This window comes from Lachnoclostridium phytofermentans ISDg, from assembly GCF_000018685.1.
Classification (GTDB): domain Bacteria; phylum Bacillota; class Clostridia; order Lachnospirales; family Lachnospiraceae; genus Lachnoclostridium; species Lachnoclostridium phytofermentans.
This window is the reverse complement of sequence record NC_010001.1, coordinates 279,996-300,546: the sequence shown is the minus strand read 5'-3', so window position 1 is coordinate 300,546 and position 20,551 is coordinate 279,996. Positions and strand designations below refer to the sequence as shown.

Here is a 20,551-nt window from a genome sequence, read left to right as displayed (position 1 = left end):
ATAGGAGTATACCTGGGTTATCATTTTTTTGCAACACGTTTAATATATCGGCATTTTTTTTTAAAAGCTGACTACTTTTTCTATGAATTTCGTCCTATTAATGATATGATATGAAAAAATGGATAAATTTTGAGGTGTCTATGAATACAACAAAAATGGAACGAAAAAAAATAACTCATGAAATTCATCTGGTGAGCAATTACCGAGCACTATTAATTGCAAAACATATTGGTACCCTCCTGCTTATATTATACTTTGCGCCTGCTGCCATCACTGGATTTGACGAAAGTCCTGCATTATATATACTTCTACTTCACAATATTTTACCAGCAGTGTTTTTTTTCTTATTTACTAATAAAAATAACTCAAATACGAAAAGCCCGAGAATACTAAAACCTTCTGCTTATGATGAAGTAAAGGAAGAGCCTAAAAAAAAGCATACCTTATCTTTTAGTTTTGCCAAAGAAATGGAAGCAGATACTCCTCTGCTCCCACAACTTAAGAAAAAATATCAATATTCAAGAGTAAAGTACCAAAGTAACTCAATTTCTTTTTTATTGACTTGCTTCTTTTTATACTTGTGGCAGCAACAGGATTTAACTCAAACCAACTTTTATCTTTATCGTTATATGCCAGTTGCAATTTTAGCAGTAATCGTATTAACTCGATTTATTTGTATTATTTTTTATGAATGTTATATTCACTATAGCCTACGCTCCGGAGGCATCTAACAATCGTTCGAACTCCTCCGATGGCATAGGTTTTTGATAATAAAATCCCTGCATCATATCACACTGTTGATCGATAAGTAAATCTTGTTGTTCTTTCGTTTCCACTCCTTCCGCAATCACGGTAAGATTTCTCGCTTTTGCGAAGGAGAGGATATGCATAACAATTGTTTTCTCTTGATTTGAAAATTCCGAGTCTTCTAAATTCATAATAAGTTTTTTATCAATCTTTAATACATGAATCGGCAATTCTTTTAATAATTGCAAAGAGGAAAATCCAGCACCAAATTGATCAATCGCAATAAGAAAGCCTAATTCTCTTAACTTTTGTATTGCGTTCTTCATCATATCCATAGCTCCATAAAGATTGACTTCCGAAAATTCAAACTCCAATAGTTCATGTGGTATCTGATAATAGTCGACAATCTCTACAAGCTCTGTAATAAATTCAGGTCTCTCAAGGTGCTTTCCAGATAGATTCACTGATATTGGCACAGCTCTTTTCCCCTTATCCATCCAGTCTCTTAGATACTCACATACCTCCTCTAACACATACATGTCAAGTTTAACAATGGAACCATCCTCTTCTAACATAGGAAGAAATACATTAGGAGGTAATATTCCATCCATCTTATGATTCCATCGTACTAAAGCTTCTGCACCAGCTATCCTTTTTGTATCCAATTGAAGAATTGGTTGTAGATATACCAGAAACTCATTATGACTTAGAGCATTTGTGATCTCTTCTATCTTAGGCTGCTCGCCCTTTTCTTCTTTCTTATTATAAAATTCAATATTAGGCGTATAGCCATTTACTTCATTATTCCTAACCTGCCTAGCATATTGAATGAGATCTTTTACATCCATATTCTTTTTCATCTCACATACACCGCACTGGAATGTAATAGAACAAAAATTATTATCCTCTTGTGGTAAGTCTCCCGCATACTTAAACATCTCAACCAAACGCTTTCGTAGATTTAGTTCTCCATGATATTCAAGCAGCATTCCAAATTCATCATTTTGGTATCTTGTAAAAAGTTCCCCATCAACTAACATGATTTGAATCTTACTTGCTATCTGTTTTAATAGTTTTTCGCAGTATTGCTTACCGGATAATTCATATATAAGCTCAAAATTATCTATACAAAAAGTTACATATGCATAACTTTCATTTCCTTTTGTTAATTTTTCTTTCACTTTCTTTTTATGGAGAAGTGGGTTAGGTAGGCCTGTAATCTTGTCCACGGCTCCCATATCCATACGCCTTTTCTTGATTCTATTCCGATGTAGAATACTATAGAAAAAAGCCAGAATAATTGCGAGAAGTGAAAATAGTACAATTACAATTGCCATCTTTAAAACGGATTGAATTTCTTGAATAATTTCTTGATAGGAAACGATACTTATGATGTACCCATTCTCTAGCCAACTTGGTGATGTGAATGCAATATAGTACTTCTCCCCATTAGCAAGCTTAGTGAGTATAACCAAACCTTTTTTATCTATGATCTCTTGATAAACCTTTGTATCTTCCCAAGTTTCTATACTATCAATCACATTGTTTCCATAAATCGATAATGCATCCTTACCAGACTCTGAGAAAGCACCTATTGCCTCTCCCTTTATTGTAACAACATAGCTATGTGCGTTTCCTTGAAAGTAAGTTGGATTTTTAGCTCCAGGTATGATCGTAAAAATGCCTGATCCCCACTTTTCTTCCATAAACTGTTTACCCGCTTCGCTTTTTTTAATGTAATCTGCACTTAGCCCTGTATATTCTAATAACTTCTTTTCAGCCTCTGAATGAAGCATCCCCTTTAGCGACAATAAAAATGCAACTATCGATAGAATCCCAATTCCCATTATTACAAAAAAACGAATCTTTCTTTTATTTCGAGTATTGTGTTCATCGTAATAGCCTCTACGGCTTGATAGCCCCCCAAGTATCATAGAATGCTCCCCCTGCACCTAGTTTTTGTTATCTAACTTTCAGTTAAGTACTTTCCACCCTCTAATCCCTAATTACATATCGGAGATGATATTTCATTATTATTTATGTATATATACCATTTTTACATCAGCAAAATACGACATTATGTCATATTATTTGATAATTAATTATAACATGTGATAATTTCCCATGCAACTATATCCATGGAAGATTATTGAAAAATCTATAATAATTGAGAACTTATCCTTGTTGATAACAAATGCGGAGATAACCTAAATTCCAAGTAAAGCAAACGTGCTTCATCATAGGGATTTAGTGTTATCTCCGCTTATCATTGGGAAGATAATTATAACACCTCCTAATTATGAAATTTTATTAAAACTTTACAATCCTAGTGAGTTTATCACTATTTAATTCCTTCTTCTAATAATTTACCTAATGGTAATGGGAGTGTACTTTCCTCTATCTGATTAATTTCACAGAAATAATGATAAAATTCTTCTGCAAGTGCAGCAGCATCATTTTCAAGTGGTAGACTCATAATATCCTTTAAGATTTGAGCAGATATAAGATTAGAACAGTATCTAAATTCTCCTGACTTCCAAACTAATTTTTCTGGATATCTTTCGTCCGTATAGTAATTCCAGAATTTTAATTTTTGTAAATGATCCGGTAGTAACAAAACATATTGTGAATGAAGTGTAACTTTACCATCTTTGCAATCTGTACCTAAGAAATCCTCTTCAACCATTGCAATTCCAAAAATAGTACGGCTTGATTCATCCTCTTCCTCATTGCGTTCGGTTAAAATACATGCTGAGTTTTGATGCAATCTTGATGGTCTGACTGGACTTCCTTTCGTCTTTCCCGTCTGTATTAAACCAGTGTTTATTATTTTGTCTTCTAAAAATGTTGCCTTATCATTTTCAACAAAACGTATTACAATTTGTGAGCTTGGGTGGAGTTTTAGTTTATCAATGAGTTGATTATGTCGTTCCATCTTTCTAGCTATGCGATTACTAATCTCTTCTTTTCTATCCAGTTCTTTTAGCATACCGTCTACATAACTCTTACCATCCTTCTCCATGAGAACCAAAAACTGACGGAAGGCATCTGGATATACAAATATCTTCTTCCCTGCATCAAATTGTACGGATAATTTGTTTTGATTGAGATCGACAATAATACCTTTTCCAAACTTCCTATGAAATACTGTTTTATTCTGCATATTCATAATCTGTAACCACCTTTCTACCCTCGATATAAAAAAAAGAAGGTGCTTTTCATACAGCTACTTTACAGTAGAATATTAAAAGCCCTTCTTTGATCGACGGTTCTTTTACTTATTTTATTATATCAATAGTATAACACAGTTTCCCCCAAAAAGCAAATGAGTAAAAAAAATCCCGTAAACCCTAATAATTAGGATTTACGGGAAATAGATTCAGTAATTAATTGTTCGAAATATCGATTAGCCGATAATTGTAGCAACCTTACCTGATCCTACAGTACGTCCACCTTCACGGATAGCGAATCCAAGACCCTGCTCCATAGCGATTGGGTGAATTAATTCGATATTCATTTCGATGTTATCTCCAGGCATACACATCTCTACGCCTTCTGGTAAGTTACAAACACCAGTAACGTCAGTTGTTCTGAAGTAGAACTGTGGTCTATAGTTATTGAAGAATGGAGTATGACGTCCACCTTCGTCTTTTGTTAATACGTAAACCTGAGCTGTGAATTTCTTGTAGCACTTGATTGTACCTGGTTTACAAAGAACCTGACCTCTTTCGATATCTGTTCTCTGAACACCACGTAAAAGTGCACCGATGTTATCACCAGCCTGAGCCTCATCAAGAAGTTTACGGAACATCTCGATACCAGTTACAACAACCTTACGAGTCTCTTCTTTAACACCAACGATTTCAACTTCTTCAGATACATGAAGAACACCACGCTCAACACGGCCTGTAGCAACAGTACCACGTCCAGTAATGGAGAATACGTCCTCGATAGGCATTAAGAAAGGCTTATCAGTTGCTCTCTGTGGATCTGGAATCCAGGTATCAACAGCGTCGAATAACTCAAGAATCTTGTCACCCCATTGGCTGTTTGGATCTTCAAGAGCTCTAAGAGCAGAACCCTGGATGATTGGAGTATCATCTCCTGGGAACTCATACTCAGATAATAATTCTCTGATTTCCATCTCTACTAATTCAAGTAATTCTGGATCATCAACCATATCACACTTGTTCATGAATACAACGATGTATGGAACACCAACCTGACGGGAAAGTAAGATATGCTCTTTAGTCTGAGCCATAACACCATCAGTAGCAGCAACTACAAGGATAGCACCGTCCATCTGAGCAGCACCAGTGATCATGTTCTTTACATAGTCAGCATGGCCTGGGCAGTCAACGTGAGCATAGTGACGAGCTTTTGACTCATACTCAACGTGAGAAGTAGAAATTGTGATACCTCTTTCTCTTTCTTCTGGAGCCTTATCAATCTTATCAAATGCTACTGCTTCACCAGTACCTAATCTGTCATGAAGTGTCTTTGTGATAGCAGCTGTTAATGTTGTTTTACCATGATCTACGTGACCGATGGTTCCGATATTACAATGTGGTTTGTTTCTTTCAAACTTAGCTTTACCCATTTTAAAACGTCCTCCTTTAATTTCACCCCATCATAGGGTGCAAAATATTTTATGATCGGTATATCACCTGACAATTGTCACAATGATATATATGCTCTCTGCACTGGCAGAAAAAGCGCCTTATAAGCCTAATTATATTTCAAAAGCAAAATATTTTCAAGTATAAAAAAATACGCTTGGCTTATATTTATATCAATGGAAGAATGTACTAGAAAGTACACCCTCCATCGAACTTAAATTACTTTGTTTTATTGCTGAGAACCTTTTCCTGAACGTTCTTTGGAACTGGCTCATAAGTGGAGAAGAACATGGAGTAAGCACCACGACCCTGTGTCTTAGAACGAAGTGTTGTGGAATAACCAAACATTTCGGACAATGGCACAAATCCGCGAATAATCTTAGATCCGTTGTTATCTTCTGTACCTTCGATACGACCACGACGGGAGCTGATATCACCGATAACATCACCCATGTAATCATCTGGTACAGTAACTTCTACTCTCATGATAGGCTCTAAAAGAATTGGGCCTGCTTTATGCATAGCATCTTTAAATGCCATGGAACCAGCGATCTTAAATGCCATTTCGTTAGAGTCTACTTCATGGTAAGAACCATCGTAACAATTTGCACGAACACCGAGTACTGGGTAACCACCAAGTACACCGCACTTCATTGCATCTTCAATACCTGCCTGAACAGCTGGGATATATTCCTTAGGAATAGCACCACCAACTACAGTAGATACGAATTCGAAAACCTTCTCACCGTTAACGTCCATTGGACTAAACTTAACTTTACAGTGACCATACTGACCACGACCACCAGACTGTTTTGCATATTTGCTATCGATATCAACTTCTTTAGTGAAGCCTTCCTTGTAAGCAACCTGAGGTGCACCTACGTTAGCTTCTACTTTAAATTCACGAAGAAGACGGTCAACAATAATCTCAAGGTGAAGCTCACCCATACCTGCGATAATTGTCTGTCCTGTCTCTTCATTCGTACGAACACGGAATGTTGGATCTTCTTCTGCAAGTTTTGCTAAAGCTTCACCCATCTTATCCTGACCTGCTTTTGTTTTAGGCTCAATAGCAACGTCGATAACTGGTTCTGGGAACTCCATAGCCTCAAGGACTACTGGATGTTTCTCATCACAAATAGTATCACCTGTTGAAGTGAACTTAAAACCAACAGCAGCTGCGATATCACCAGAGTAAACCTTATCAAGGTCTTCTCTCTTGTTTGCATGCATCTGAAGAATACGACCAACACGCTCTTTCTTATTCTTTGTAGCATTGAGTACATAAGAACCTGCGTTTAATGTACCAGAATATACACGGAAGAATGCGAGCTTACCAACGAATGGGTCAGCCATAATCTTGAATGCTAAAGCTGCAAAAGGCTCTTCGTCAGAAGAAATTCTATGAATTTCGTTACCTTCCTCATCAAAACCTTTGATATCTTCAATATCAGTAGGAGCTGGCATGAATTCGATAACAGCATCAAGTAACTTCTGAACACCTTTATTTCTATATGCGGAACCGCAAAGTACAGGAATGATTTGAACACTAATTGTAGCGTTTCTTAAAGCTTTCTTAAGCTCTTCATTGGAAGGCTCATTACCCTCTAAGAATGCTTCAATTAAATCGTCATCTGTTTCACAGATAGATTCAATCATAGCTGCTCTGTACTCTTCAGCTTGATCCTTCATATCATCAGGAATCTCTTTGATTTCGATTTGCTCGCCCTTATCATCAAGATAATAATAAGCTTTCATCTCGAAAAGATCGATAACTCCCTTAAATGTGTCTTCTTTGCCGATTGGTAATTGAATTGGTACTGCATTCTTACCTAATCTGCTCTTAATCATGTCTACAACGTTAAAAAAGTTTGCACCAGAAATGTCCATTTTGTTAACAAATGCCATTCTTGGTACGTTGTACTTATCTGCCTGACGCCATACGGTTTCAGACTGTGGCTCTACACCACCCTTAGCACAAAATACACCAACCGCACTATCAAGTACACGTAATGAACGCTCTACTTCGACAGTAAAGTCAACGTGTCCTGGAGTATCAATGAGGTTGATACGATGCTCTAATGCACCTGGAGCTTTCTTATGCTCAAGCTCTAATGTCCAGTGACATGTTGTAGCGGCTGAAGTAATTGTGATACCTCTTTCTTGTTCCTGCTCCATCCAGTCCATGGTAGCAGTACCTTCATGAGTATCACCGATTTTGTAGTTAACACCAGTATAGTATAAGATACGCTCTGATAGAGTTGTCTTACCAGCATCAATATGAGCCATAATACCAATGTTTCTTGTTCTCTCTAATGGGTATTCTCTTCCAGCCAAGGATAATTCCTCCTTAATTCTTAGCAATTGAACCCCATACATTACAGGGTCAATCGTAAATATAAACTTCGAGTTTAACAAAAATTCACACAAAAATGCCTAAGCGCTCATTATCCTCCAGTTTTTACCAGTGATAACGAGCGTATACCGAGGCATACTAACATCTTGTTAGCGATAGCAAGCGAACGCCTAAGCGCTCCACAAACACTTTGAAAACGATAGTGTGTGAATGGCATGGCGTTCTATATACGCTTTGTATCTTACAAACGATAATGTGCGAACGCCGAAACGTTCTACATACGCTTGTATTTTACCAACGATAATGTGCGAACGCCTTGTTTGCATCTGCCATCTTATGCATATCTTCTTTTCTCTTAACAGCAGAACCTGTGTTGGCTGCTGCGTCTAAGATTTCTCCAGCAAGACGATCAACCATAGTCTTCTCGCCTCTCTTGCGAGAGAACATTGTCAACCAACGAAGACCAAGTGCCTGTCTTCTATCTGGTCTAACTTCGATAGGTACCTGATATGTTGCACCACCGATACGACGAGCTTTAACTTCAAGAACAGGCATAACATTGTTCATAGCCTCTTCAAAAACTTCAGTCGCGTCTTTACCGGATTTCTCTGCAACTTTCTCGAATGCACCGTATACAATTTTTTGTGCAGTTCCCTTCTTACCGTCAAGCATGATGTTGTTAATCAGCTTAGTAACAGTCTTATTATTGTAAATAGGATCTGCTAGTACATCTCTTTTCTGTATATGTCCTTTACGTGGCACGTTGCTTCCCTCCTTAATATCGACTGTTAAATAACAGTCATTAATTCTACGGTACTCACATTACTGTGTTCATGCTCAGTTTAATATCTATTTTCAAATCCAACATACCGCAACCACAGGGGAGTTGTTTGTCTTCGAAATAAAAAATTAACCCGGCATTCCAATGTAGCTTACGCTACGAAACAACAGTTTTACTTCATACAAGCTAAACTTGTTGCAACAAATTAGTAATGAGAAATTATTTCTTTGCTTCTTTAGGTCTCTTAGCTCCGTATTTGGAACGAGCCTGTCTTCTCTTTGCAACACCTGCTGTATCAAGTGTACCTCTGACGATATGATATCTTGTACCTGGAAGGTCCTTTACTCTACCACCTCTGATCAGAACAACACTATGCTCCTGAAGGTTGTGGCCTTCACCTGGGATATAGCTTGTTACTTCAATTCCGTTACTTAAACGAACTCTGGCAATCTTTCTAAGCGCTGAGTTAGGCTTCTTAGGTGTAGCCGTTCTAACTGCAGTACACACACCTCTCTTTTGTGGAGCGGATGCATCTGTCGTTTTCTTTCTTAAGGAGTTAAATCCTTTTTGTAACGCTGGAGCCTGAGAATTCTTCTCCATAGTCTTTCTGCCTTTTCTTACTAACTGGTTGAATGTTGGCATTAATTTTTCACCTCCTGATAAGTATTCGAAAATTCGTGGTTGCTTATGCAGACTGATCTGCGTAAATTTTTTCACATGCATTTAATGCACGCAGAGTTGATTATACTTCCATCTAACTTTGTTGTCAAGGTTATTTTACCGTAACCTACTTATTTTTCATGCCATTTTGTATTAAAATTGGTAATCTTGTAAATAAACCATTTAGATAGAAAGAACTCTGCAAAAACTATCAAAACTATTTTGAACAAAGAAAAGCACGCTTTGCGAATTTTTCCTTGCTACGAAATAAAAGAAACTGCCACTTTTCAGTGGCAGCCCCTTGTGGTTGGTCTTACTAGTTTAGTGAATTCTTGAATTCTTCCTTATTAAAGTACTTTATAACTTTCGTTATTTCTCTTTCGTATCTTTTGGTAATGACGTCATCAATTCTTCTTTGTCATTTGTATTTTGTCAAATCTAAAAAGTACAATACGGTTTGTCGTTTTCACATACATCCTATGTAACTTTACCAGACGATGTTTTCTCTTTCGTGTATTTGCTCGACATGTCATATCGACATAAAAAATTATACCCCATACTTTTAAACTAGTCAACATATTGGAGTTGATTCCATAATTTACTACTATATATTGTGTTTTACCATATTTTATCATAGGAAAGCAAGTCACTTCCAGATATTTGAAATTGCTTTTGAAAAGATTTTATTCCCAACGGACATACTCTGTGATATAATGTTGTTTGGTGACTTTTTTCGCCCAAGACGAAAATACTGGAGGTCCTTCTCATGGAAGAACAAGTAAATACCTTTGAAGCACGCCTGAAAGAATTAATTGCATTTGCGAATGATAATAAAGGTGTCATCGAAGTTGATAAAGTGAATGATTTCTTTAAAGAATTAAATCTGAATGTACGTCAGATTGATAAAATATATGAGTACCTTGAGGCAAACAATATTGTTGTGCTTAATCCGACGGATGAGGACGAGCCTAACGAGGATGCCCTACTCGAATTAGAAGATGATTCTGATATGATAGGTGATACAGAAGATCTATCTGCTATGACGTCAACCATTTCTGACGACCCAGTAAAACAATATCTTAAAGAAATCGGTAGCTACCCTCTTCTCTCTGTAGCAGAAGAAATTGAGCTTGCTAAAAAAATTGAAGCTGGAGATAATATGGCAAAGCAGATCCTTGCCGAATCAAACCTTCGATTAGTAGTCAGCATCGCAAAACGATATGTAGGAAGAGGACTTTCTTTCCTTGATTTAATTCAAGAAGGAAATTTAGGACTTATCAAAGCAGTTGACAAATTCGATTATAACAAAGGTTATAAATTTAGTACCTACGCAACTTGGTGGATTCGTCAAGCAATCACAAGATCCATTGCTGACCAGTCTCGTACCATACGTATACCGGTACATATGTCAGAAGTTATCAATAAGACATATCGAGTATCAAGAAATCTTCTCCAAGAATTAGGACGTGAGCCTAGCGAACAGGAACTTGCAGATGCAATGAATCTCCCTATTGAAAAGGTACGTGAAATTCTTAAGGTATCTGCAGACCCAATCTCCCTCGATACACCAATCGGTGAAGAGGACGATAGCCATCTTGGTGATTTCATCAAAGATGATACAATTATGGGACCAGAAGATGCTGCATCCTATGCCGTTTTACAAGACCAGATATCAAAACTACTAGATACATTAACCGAGCGTGAACAACGAGTTTTAATACTACGTTTTGGTTTACAAGATGGAAGAAGTCGTACTTTAGAAGAAGTTGGTAAAGAATTTAACGTTACCAGAGAACGTATCCGTCAGATTGAAGCAAAAGCACTTCGTAAATTAAGACATCCAAGTCGCGCACGGATGTTAAAGGGTTATGAACTAAACTAAGTTAGTTATTGACGGTGCAAAAAACGCACCTTTCATCAGAATTTGCTTCGCGACTTCTGATAAGTTTATTTTAATAGGAAGGGAGCAATCGTATGAAGAGAATTCTTCTCATGCTTTTACGTAGCTTTTTCAATTTACCCATCTGGTTTTTTCAATTAAAACGATTGTGTAACATAGAAAAGCATGACCGTTTTGAACGTTATGCATGGCTTCATAAAAATGCACCGGTTGCTAACCGTAGAGGTCGGGTAACAATTGATTGCCACGGATTAGAGAATCTTCCGAAGGAAGATGGATACATCCTATTCCCAAACCACCAAGGTCTTTTTGATGCACTTGCGTTTTTGGAAACTCATGAACGTCCTTTTGTTACTGTAATGAAAAAAGAAGTGAAAGACATCTTTTTCCTTCGTGACGTAATTAAATTGTTACAGGCTGAGATTATCGACCGCGAAGATATCCGTCAGTCTATGACTGTAATTAAAAATATGACCACTCGTGTAAAGGGTGGCGAGAATTTTGTTATTTTTGCGGAAGGTACTAGAAGTAAAAATGGAAATCAAATTGGAGAATTTAAAGGCGGTAGCTTTAAGAGTGCAATGAATGCTCGTTGTCCAATTGTACCAGTAGCGTTGATTGACGCCTTCAAGGCTTTCGATACAAATTCTATTAAGAAAATCACCGTTCAAATTCATTATTTAAAACCACTTTATTATGACGATTATAAGGGAATGAAATCTACTGAGATTGCTGAGTTGGTTGAAAATATGATTAAAGAAACGATTGCAAAATTTGCTCAAGAATAAAAAATAACAGAAAGCGCTTCGCTTTCTGTTATTTTTTTATTCTCGTATATCCATTGTCGGAACAAAAACATGTTCCGATAATCATAAGTTTTATTATCGGAACCAAAAACGTGTTCCGGCAATCATAAGTTCTATTATCGGAACCCAAAACATGTTCCGGTAATCATAAGTTCTATTATCTTACCATATTATCAAGACTTTTTTCTTTCACATAAGTATTCACATTATATAAAACTAATACGTCCGTAATTCCATTTTCTTCAATAAAACGAGACATAGGCATATTAAAATAACGTAAATCTACCATATAAGTAGTTTCAAAATGGTTTGCAGCAAACGGTGCAAATGAATGTGCGTAAGAATCCTTAATAATCAATAACTTTTTACCGTTATGATTATCAGAATCAATCTTAACGACAGGATTATTACCACCTAAATAAACAGAATATTTATCTTTGGTATCCAAATGGCTCATTTCATATAAGCTATTCTTTTTTACCCCATCCATATTATACTCGACCGTATAATTTTTACCCGAATCATATAGATACATATCATCCGAGGATAATTTTAGATTAATCTTAGAATAAATGGTTCCTAAGAAATCATTTGATATTTTCTTAATCTCAAATTCATCTTGACTCATTGGTGTCTCACCGATTTTATTAGCCCATTCTACATAAGCATAATAAGCCCCTAAGGTAGTCCAGTGATGGTCGGTTCGATAGAATATATAGTCCTTCTTATGCTCTGTAAGTGTTTCCCTTAGATCAATAAACTGGTTTGCTAATGCCTCATCCAATCGATCAAGAAATGCTCCTTGATCAAATCCAGATGCATACGGTGGTAACTTATCTTTTAATATCTCAAACGCAGTTGGAGCTATCATTGCAAATACATGCTCATCACCAAGTTGTTCTTTATACTTATTAATAAAAGCATACAATCTCTTCTCGTTACGATTCACTTGTTCCATCTCAAGGTCTGAATTGTCTACCTTCTCGATTAAGTAGCCATCTTTTCCTATATATACTCCATTGATATCTTTTTTCAACATTGCTAGTTCAGTTCTGGTCTTAATTCCTATCCAAGCATCTCGAGATACAAACTGGTCAGTAACAAACGTTTCATATTTGCTAATAAAAGTACCGTTAAACAAGGATTCCAGAGAGAATTTTGGCCGTCCTTCTAGTACCCTATTTTCACTTTCAGAATATCCTTTTACAGGCTTAACCATGCTAGCTATTGTTAATACATAGATTAAAACTAAAAAGATAATTACATTACTATACTTTGCACGTTGCCCCTTCCCCTTACCTTTCTTGACGGTAGGAGGGTTAGGTATTGCTTCTAAGTTTTTATTCACTTCTGACATACACTCACCTCCTAGAATCTAAAGTACAAGAATGGATTGTAGGAAGCATCCACAAGATATGCAACGGAGATAACAAATACTCCCACAATAAATAAGCCTTGTACTACTGCTGTTGTCTTTTTCTCACTATGTTCTCCAACTAAACGATTCGCAACTCGTTTTGGTAAGTCTGTACTTCCTAAAATAAGAACAATGAGAATGATTGCATAGTTCATAAGAAGATATCGTGCATTATCATTGATAAATCCGATCGTATTTACGCCAAACATAGCCTTAATATAATTGATCCCTTTCGAGAAATCATCAAATGCAAAGATAGCCCAACCAATCCAGACTAAGACAATTGCATAGATATGAGATAGAAATGACGGGAGTTTATTTAAAAATTTAAGCAATACAAATTTCTCAAGGATAAGTATTACTCCAAAGTAGACACCCCACATGATAAAGTTCCAACTTGCCCCATGCCAAAATCCTGTTAAAAACCATACAATAGCAATGTTACGAATCTGCTTTCCTAATCCACAGCGGTTACCGCCAAGAGGAATATAAACATAATCGCGGAACCAAGTTCCTAAGGAGATATGCCATCTACGCCAAAATTCAGTGATACTTTTTGACATATAAGGATAGTTAAAGTTTTCAAGGAATTGAAACCCTAACATATTTCCAAGACCGATTGCCATATCAGAATAGCCTGAGAAATCAAAATAAATCTGAAATGCAAATGCAGTAATACCTAACCATGCAGTTACTACTGTTAATTCACCATTCGGTGTTACTGATATCCTATCCCATAAGATTCCGATATTATTAGCAAGTAAAACTTTTTTACCTAAACCACTCATAAAACGAAGCACTCCATAAGAAAACTGATCAAAGTCCTCTCTACGCTCCTGAAGCTGTTTCGCAATTGTCTTATATTGTACAATCGGACCTGCAATTAATTGTGGAAATAGTACCACATATGCACCGAAGGATATAATATTTTTCTGTACTTCTGCTTCTCCGCGATATATATCAATCGTATATGACATGGTCTGGAATGTGTAAAATGAAATACCAATTGGTAATACTAATTTTAATAATCCAATATCACTGCCGGTTAATGCATTGATATTTGAAATTGCAAAATCAGAATATTTAAAAAAACCAAGTAATGATATATTGATAATCATCGCAGATGATAAAGCGATTTTTGCTTTTGTGATTTCACCTTTTTGTTTAAAATGGTGCACTAACATACCATGGGTGTAATCTACCAAAGTAGAGAACAGCATAAGCAAAACATAAATCGGCTCTCCCCATGCATAAAACACCAAACTTGTAAAGAAAAGTACTGCATTCCTATACTTTCTAGGTGCAATAAAATATAAAATTAAAACAATCGGTAAATACCGAAATAAAAATGGTAAACTACTAAAAACCATCGTTCCCCTCCGATAATAATTATTTTCAGGGTCTTACAGCAAAATTATTATTTAAAACTATCTTCTGAGACAATTGTTCCATCAATAGCTTGATAATAATTCTGATTATTTTCTTCTTTTGCATAGAAGTAAATGCTGTTTTCATCGATCAGCGCATATTCCTCTTGTCCTAGAATTGGCTTCACAGATACAATCACATTCATTTCTTTTAAGCTTTCTGTTGTAATCGTTAGCGGTAGACCCTCTGTTATCGTAATATAATCTGGTGTTCCCTCCCCACAAAGTAGTTTGGAAACCTGAATATTAATATACTTTTGATTCTGAATATCAACAACCTCAGTAATCACGCCTAGAACAGTATTTATATTTTCGTTTGAGACATCTTCATCTATACCATATGCCGAAACATTAGCAATAGGATTTTGTCCCTCTACTGTTCGTAAATGCTTGTTTTCGATGTTGTCGATATTTGGGCTCTTACCAGCTTGTGAACCAGTGATTATAACCAATGCAAACAATGCAAATGTTGCCAAACTTGCAGCAAATGCTGGAACTCTTTTCTTTTCCCGATTAAAACGAAGAAATCTTAAATGCCAAGATTCTGATTTTGAATTCTCTTTCTGCTGTCTTAATAATTCTGCTTTTTTATAGATCCCTTCGATAAATTCCCTATTTGTTTTCATAGGAGTAGCCCTCCTTTTCCATTAACTTTGCAAGACTTTTTCTAGCTCTATAGATTAAAACTTTCATCTGTGCATCACTTTTCTTTAAAACCTTGGCAGCCTCTGCATAAGACATTTGCTCTAAATCAATGAGTGAAATAGCTGCTTTATAATCTGGCTTTAATTTCTTCATGGCATCATATAAAAGTTTACTCTCTTCTTTTCGAATTATATTTTCTTCCATTCGATTTTCTTCATCATAACTTTCCGGATAATCTTCCACCAACATCATCCGTTTATTCTTTCGTATATAGTCTATAGCTTTATTTCGCCCAATCGTAAACAAATATGTTTTAAAACTCACCTGAAAATGATACCGTTCTTTATGAACTAATACTTCCACAAAAGCGTCCTGTGCCAAATCCTCCGCTATTGTCAAATTATTTACCAAGCGCTGTATGAAATAGATTAAACGATCTTTATGTTTAATAACCAGTTCTTCAAAGGCTTCCATATCGCCATCTAAAAAATTTTGATAGATTATCTTATCTTGTTCCGATTGAACTCCCTCTTTGGAAGATATATCCTTCCCCACTGAGGAGAAATTGTCCGCATTATTCATCGTGCATCTCATCCTCTCTGCCTTTGCATTCGTAACGCGCGTCCATCAGTATAACACAAAAATTTATAAAGCGCCACAGTAGAACCAAAGGAATGCCTCAACACTCACTGGCAATACTGCGACGCTCCATTAATAGTATTTCAAAATTGTATACTTTTATGAATGAATGCGTTTGCAACGGTAGTGTTACAAATTGCAGATGTCGACAATGCTTAAACTTAAGCTATATTCTTCATTTAGATTTAGTTTTTACTTTGCTTCAATATTTTTCTTAATAATATCTACTGCAATCTGATTCTGCTCACCAAAAGCTTTAATCATATCACTATCTTCTGTGTATTTCATCTCATCAATTGTACCAAGCATTACGAAGAATACATAGTCTCCAGCTGTTTCAACTACAGAAGCTTGAACCTTTGGTAAGTTCATTGGGTATTGGATATCAGTAGCTATTTTTTTCTGATATTCATTTAATGCGTTCTGTACATTCTCTAAATTACCTTCTGTTACATGAATACCGATTAATTTATCAACGTGAGCGCTCATCATAGGACCTTCTGCAATCGCTGCATCATACCAATCAGCCTTTATGCCAAACATTTCATCTAAGTTTTCAACAGTGAATGGCATATTTGGAAGATAATTATCACCATAAGCTGCCTTTACTTCCTCATGAATCTTATCAAGAGTCTCATTGCTTGTAAGTTCTGTTGCTCCTAATTCCTCTCCAGATCCATCTGTACCAGGTTCCGCTGGTGTCTCAGTTGGTGTCTCAGTTGCCGCTGGTGTTTCTGTTGGTGCTACTGTTGGTGTAGGTGTTGGTTCATTTGTTTCTTTCTTACCACATGCTGTGAATGCTAATACTGCTACTAAAGATAATGCCATTAATTTTTTATTTCTCATTGTTTTCTCTCTCCTTTAATCCATCAAAAATTTTCTTATTCTCTTTTCTTTTGTAATCTTCGTGTGACTGAATCACAACTTTTTCTTCCATTTTCATATTCTTATTTTCATGTCGACATCTATTATTCGGCTAGTAACAAAAAAAGTTACACCTAATTTTAAATTTTTTTCAAAAATTATTATGTGGACTTTTAAATCTTGCAATACGTTTCTTTATTGCCATAATATAAGTAGAAAGTGTGATAAAGCCAATTCTGTTATTACTTTTTCATTAACATTAAATCGATTCCTATTTTTAGGGCACCTTAAGTTAGATAATATGTTCTAAAGAAAAGTTTCAAACTAATTTAAAAACTCGAATTCTGACGTTAAAACTCGAATCCTGACGTTATTTTCTTGACATCTAATTTATTTAAAGTATAATTGAGATAACTAAATGTAAGCGTTTACATTTTGAATGAATGGGAGGTAATTTGTATGCTGACGGTTAATGAAAATCGCGAATTTGACGCACTTGCTTTAGGAGAGATCTTATTAAGACTTTCTGCTCCCTCCAATGAGCGTATTGTACGTGGAGATACATTTGAAAAATGCGCTGGTGGCGCGGAATTAAATGTTGTATCTGGAATTTCTATGATGGGACTTCGTACTGGTATTATTTCAAAAGTCCCACAAAACGACATCGGTACTTATGTAAAGAATCACCTTCGTTTCTGTGGCGTCAGTGATGACTGCCTTATCTTCGATGAAAGCAGAGACGCTAGACTAGGAATCTATTTTTATGAGAATGGAGCATATCCTAGAAAATCTTCTGTAGTTTATGACAGACGAAACTCTTCCATCAACACGATTTCCATGGATGATATTCCAGAAAGCACTTTCTCATCCACCAAATTATTCCATACATGCGGTATTACCTTAGCACTATCCCCTCAAACTAGGGACGTTACAGAAGAGTGCATTAAGAAGTTTAAAGAACAAGGAGCGCTTATCTCTTTTGATGTAAATTACCGCGCAAACCTTTGGGATGAAGCAACCGCAAAGGAATACATTGAGCGAATCCTCCCATATGTTGATATCTTATTTGTATCCGAAGAAACTTCTCGCCGAACATTTGGCAAAACCGGTACAATTAAAGAAATCATGAAATCCTATACCGAAGATTTTAATATAAAAATTGTAGCAACAACAGAACGTATCGTAATTAGTCCGAAGAAGCATACCTTTGGTTCCACAATATATAATGCAGTAGAAGATAAATTCTACGAAGAGGCACCATATCAGAATATAGAAGTCATTGACCGCATCGGAAGTGGAGATGCTTATGTATCTGGTGTTCTTTACGGATTGTTAGCATATGATGACTGCCAAAAGGCTCTTGAAATCGGTAATGCTGCAAGCGCAGTGAAGAATACCATTCCTGGAGACTTACCATCCACTGATTTAAAAGAAATACAAAAAATCATCTCCTCCCATCAAAACATTGGGCCTCAGAGCGAGATGAATCGTTAGTTTGAAAAGATATGTATAGTTTAAATAAGAAAAAGCACGCTTCGCGTGCTTTTTCTAATCATGAATTACTGTGCTACCCCTAACTCTCTCATTAAGATATCATAGGTCACCGGTCCAACACTCAAATATTTCTCGTGAACTTCTTTTTTACTCATTGTACCACCTGATTTCTCATTGATTGCATCGATAATATGCTTTGTATAAAGATATCCAACCGCATAAGAACTATATAAACCTGGCGATTCCTCAACAATACTCTTAATATAAGTACTCATAATCAGGTATTGTGGTGCATATTGGCTGATTACTTCAGAAATCTTGTCATTTTCCCAGCCGTAATAATTCACACCGATATCAACCATAGTGACTAATGTAATTTCTATTAAACGATTCAGCTGAGCTTCTCTTGCTTGAACATCTGACAATCCACCGTAGGAGTATCCTATTTCTTCAACATATGTCGTCCAACCTTCTAGATATCCAACCAATCCTGTACCTGCCCATGCTAAGACTTTTCGGTAGTCTGTCGTACCAATATCATTTAAATAATTATAGTGAAAAAGATGTCCAGGTACTCCTTCATGCGCCAATACTTGTAGGAATGATAAAGTCCCAGGAGCATTCATAGTTCCAAGATAGATATACTCCTCCTTTAATGTCGAATCGATTGCAAATGGATAGAATAATCCACCCGCAAAACTATTCATACAAGTTGGCATTTCTTTCACTCCCCACGCTAAGTCTGCATCAGGGAAATCTTCTTTTGCTTTATTTGATAACATCTTTGTGATACTTTCTGCATCAGGCCACTGTCTCGCACTTATAACTATTTCATTCTCAATATTCGGATGGTCAGCTAAAATCTGATCTTTTTCGTTCACAAATACAGCAAGATTCTCCTCCAACAACTTCATTAATTCTTCTGGAGTTGCATTCACACTACAAGTAGACTTAAGGAGATTCTCATAATAGATTTTTCCTGCTTCTGTTTCATAGAATCCTTTTGATTTCCCACCCTGATCTTTTAAATCATTCATGGTGTCAACTAGTTTCTGATATGCAGGTACGATATGCTTTTCAACTAAAGAATCGCTTTGTTCAATTAGTTCCTTCTTTTCACTATCGCTTAGAAAACTTAACTTAGTTACCTCTTCCTGAAAAGTCTTTTTATAATCCGAAGCATTGTTATTCACTACACTAAGACAAGCCTTTCGTACAACTTCTGCTCGTGATGAATTCATAAAAAGCCCTGCTTTTGCTTTCTCTTTTTCATACTGAGCGACTTCATTAAAGTACTTTCCAATCATTTCATAGATTTCGAAAAATTTTTCGACCTCTTTCTTGTTTCCCTTTTCTTTTTCAACTAAGGTTTGAAAATAACGATTACCATACAAGCTAACAATCCCTGATAGCGTAATATGATCTCCATCAAGCGGAGAAAGTGGCTCACTATAATAGTAAGAATCTTTCGAAGCAATGCTTCGTTCCAGCATTCCCTTCGTAATGTCATAATCAATTTTTTGAGCTGTTGTTAAGGTATCATAGTCAAATTTCAAAAGTTGTGCTAAATCTTCCTCACACTGCTTGATAGATTTATCATATTCCTTCTTACTTAATGTTGCCAGAACATGATCATACTCTGTTATACCGAAATTCTCTGGATCTTCTATAAATTGAGAATATGTTATTGCACTTGATGAAACTATCTCCTGAAACATCTGATTGCTATAATCTTCAAATGTTAAGTCTTTGGGTTTCTCCTTGTTCGCACAGCCCGTTACCAAAATCGATAAACTTAACGCAATGGTAACTAAGCCTTGCTTACCTCTTTTTTTTAGATCTTTCATATACTCCTCCTTTATTGTCTTCTGCTAGTGTAAAGTTTTTCATACTATGTACTCTAACGATAGCAATTTATATAGCATTCTTTTTTGTAATTATACCGTAATTTAGTAAAATTACAACATTTTCCTCCTTGAATTATAATATTCCCCTCCTTAATTTATAATTTTTCCTTCTTAATTTATAATTTTTGCAACAAGAATAGCCTGCTTTTATGAACCTTAGATGAATAACATATTTCTACCATATCTGTCGGAAAGTTCTGTTGACATCCCGATTTAAATTGGATAAGATAAGTATATAATTTTCCCATTTGCTGTAGTTTTACATTGAAACTCAGCATGAAAAGGAGCG

At 36.0% G+C, this 20,551-nt stretch carries 16 protein-coding genes; 4 read left to right on the top strand and 12 right to left on the bottom strand.

Annotated features, from left to right (window positions below; genetic code table 11):
* Nucleotides 1-140 precede the first annotated feature (140 nt).
* Entirely contained in the window at nucleotides 141-731 is a 591-nt protein-coding gene (locus tag CPHY_RS01320) for a hypothetical protein (RefSeq protein WP_041703052.1), read from the top strand.
* Here CPHY_RS01320 and CPHY_RS01315 read toward each other — a convergent pair.
* The 6 genes from CPHY_RS01315 to rpsL form a co-directional block, all read right to left on the bottom strand.
* Nucleotides 711-2,681, bottom strand: a complete 1,971-nt coding sequence (locus tag CPHY_RS01315) for a GGDEF domain-containing phosphodiesterase (RefSeq protein WP_012198270.1) — start codon at nucleotides 2,679-2,681, stop codon at nucleotides 711-713. The two genes, CPHY_RS01320 and CPHY_RS01315, sit on opposite strands and share 21 nt — an antisense overlap.
* A gap of 407 nt (nucleotides 2,682-3,088) precedes the next feature.
* A complete protein-coding gene (locus CPHY_RS01310; protein ID WP_012198269.1) occupies nucleotides 3,089-3,916 on the bottom strand; it encodes a hypothetical protein in 828 nt (275 codons plus the stop codon).
* A 237-nt stretch (nucleotides 3,917-4,153) separates the two neighbouring features.
* A complete protein-coding gene (gene tuf / locus CPHY_RS01305) occupies nucleotides 4,154-5,347 on the bottom strand; it encodes an elongation factor Tu (RefSeq protein ID WP_012198268.1) in 1,194 nt (397 codons plus the stop codon).
* A gap of 238 nt (nucleotides 5,348-5,585) precedes the next feature.
* Nucleotides 5,586-7,703 (bottom strand): elongation factor G, encoded by a 2,118-nt coding sequence (fusA, locus tag CPHY_RS01300; protein ID WP_012198267.1) that lies wholly within the window; start codon nucleotides 7,701-7,703, stop codon nucleotides 5,586-5,588.
* 310 nt (nucleotides 7,704-8,013) lie between these two features.
* Nucleotides 8,014-8,484, bottom strand: a complete 471-nt coding sequence (rpsG, locus tag CPHY_RS01295) for a 30S ribosomal protein S7 (RefSeq protein ID WP_012198266.1) — start codon at nucleotides 8,482-8,484, stop codon at nucleotides 8,014-8,016.
* 238 nt (nucleotides 8,485-8,722) lie between these two features.
* Complete coding sequence (gene rpsL / locus CPHY_RS01290) at nucleotides 8,723-9,145, bottom strand: 30S ribosomal protein S12 (protein ID WP_012198265.1); 423 nt, start codon at nucleotides 9,143-9,145, stop codon at nucleotides 8,723-8,725.
* Nucleotides 9,146-9,929: 784 nt separating this feature from the next.
* Between rpsL and rpoD the strand changes: the two genes are divergently transcribed.
* Both rpoD and CPHY_RS01275 read left to right on the top strand, forming a co-directional pair.
* A complete protein-coding gene (gene rpoD / locus CPHY_RS01280; protein ID WP_012198264.1) occupies nucleotides 9,930-11,045 on the top strand; it encodes an RNA polymerase sigma factor RpoD in 1,116 nt (371 codons plus the stop codon).
* A 92-nt stretch (nucleotides 11,046-11,137) separates the two neighbouring features.
* Nucleotides 11,138-11,851: a lysophospholipid acyltransferase family protein gene (locus CPHY_RS01275; RefSeq protein WP_012198263.1), complete on the top strand. Its 714-nt coding sequence runs from the start codon at nucleotides 11,138-11,140 to the stop codon at nucleotides 11,849-11,851.
* A 175-nt stretch (nucleotides 11,852-12,026) separates the two neighbouring features.
* On the opposite strand, the gene CPHY_RS01270 is transcribed toward CPHY_RS01275, so the two are convergent.
* From CPHY_RS01270 to CPHY_RS01250, 5 genes are all read right to left on the bottom strand, one after another.
* A complete protein-coding gene (locus CPHY_RS01270; RefSeq protein WP_012198262.1) occupies nucleotides 12,027-13,226 on the bottom strand; it encodes a DHHW family protein in 1,200 nt (399 codons plus the stop codon).
* Between the two features lie 11 nt (nucleotides 13,227-13,237).
* Nucleotides 13,238-14,656, bottom strand: a complete 1,419-nt coding sequence (locus CPHY_RS01265) for an MBOAT family O-acyltransferase (protein WP_012198261.1) — start codon at nucleotides 14,654-14,656, stop codon at nucleotides 13,238-13,240.
* Between the two features lie 47 nt (nucleotides 14,657-14,703).
* Nucleotides 14,704-15,339, bottom strand: coding sequence for a hypothetical protein (locus CPHY_RS01260; RefSeq protein WP_012198260.1), 636 nt, complete (start codon nucleotides 15,337-15,339; stop codon nucleotides 14,704-14,706).
* A complete protein-coding gene (locus CPHY_RS01255; protein WP_012198259.1) occupies nucleotides 15,326-15,940 on the bottom strand; it encodes an RNA polymerase sigma factor in 615 nt (204 codons plus the stop codon). Before CPHY_RS01255 ends, CPHY_RS01260 begins: the two co-directional genes overlap by 14 nt.
* 249 nt (nucleotides 15,941-16,189) lie before the next feature.
* A complete protein-coding gene (locus CPHY_RS01250) occupies nucleotides 16,190-16,843 on the bottom strand; it encodes a DUF4358 domain-containing protein (protein ID WP_012198258.1) in 654 nt (217 codons plus the stop codon).
* Nucleotides 16,844-17,320: 477 nt separating this feature from the next.
* On the opposite strand from CPHY_RS01250, the gene CPHY_RS01245 reads away from it, so the two are divergent.
* Nucleotides 17,321-18,355: a sugar kinase gene (locus CPHY_RS01245; protein WP_012198257.1), complete on the top strand. Its 1,035-nt coding sequence runs from the start codon at nucleotides 17,321-17,323 to the stop codon at nucleotides 18,353-18,355.
* A 65-nt stretch (nucleotides 18,356-18,420) separates the two neighbouring features.
* Here CPHY_RS01245 and CPHY_RS01240 read toward each other — a convergent pair whose 3' ends face one another.
* Entirely contained in the window at nucleotides 18,421-20,202 is a 1,782-nt protein-coding gene (locus CPHY_RS01240; RefSeq protein ID WP_012198256.1) for a DUF885 domain-containing protein, read from the bottom strand.
* Between the last annotated feature and the right edge of the window lie 349 nt (nucleotides 20,203-20,551).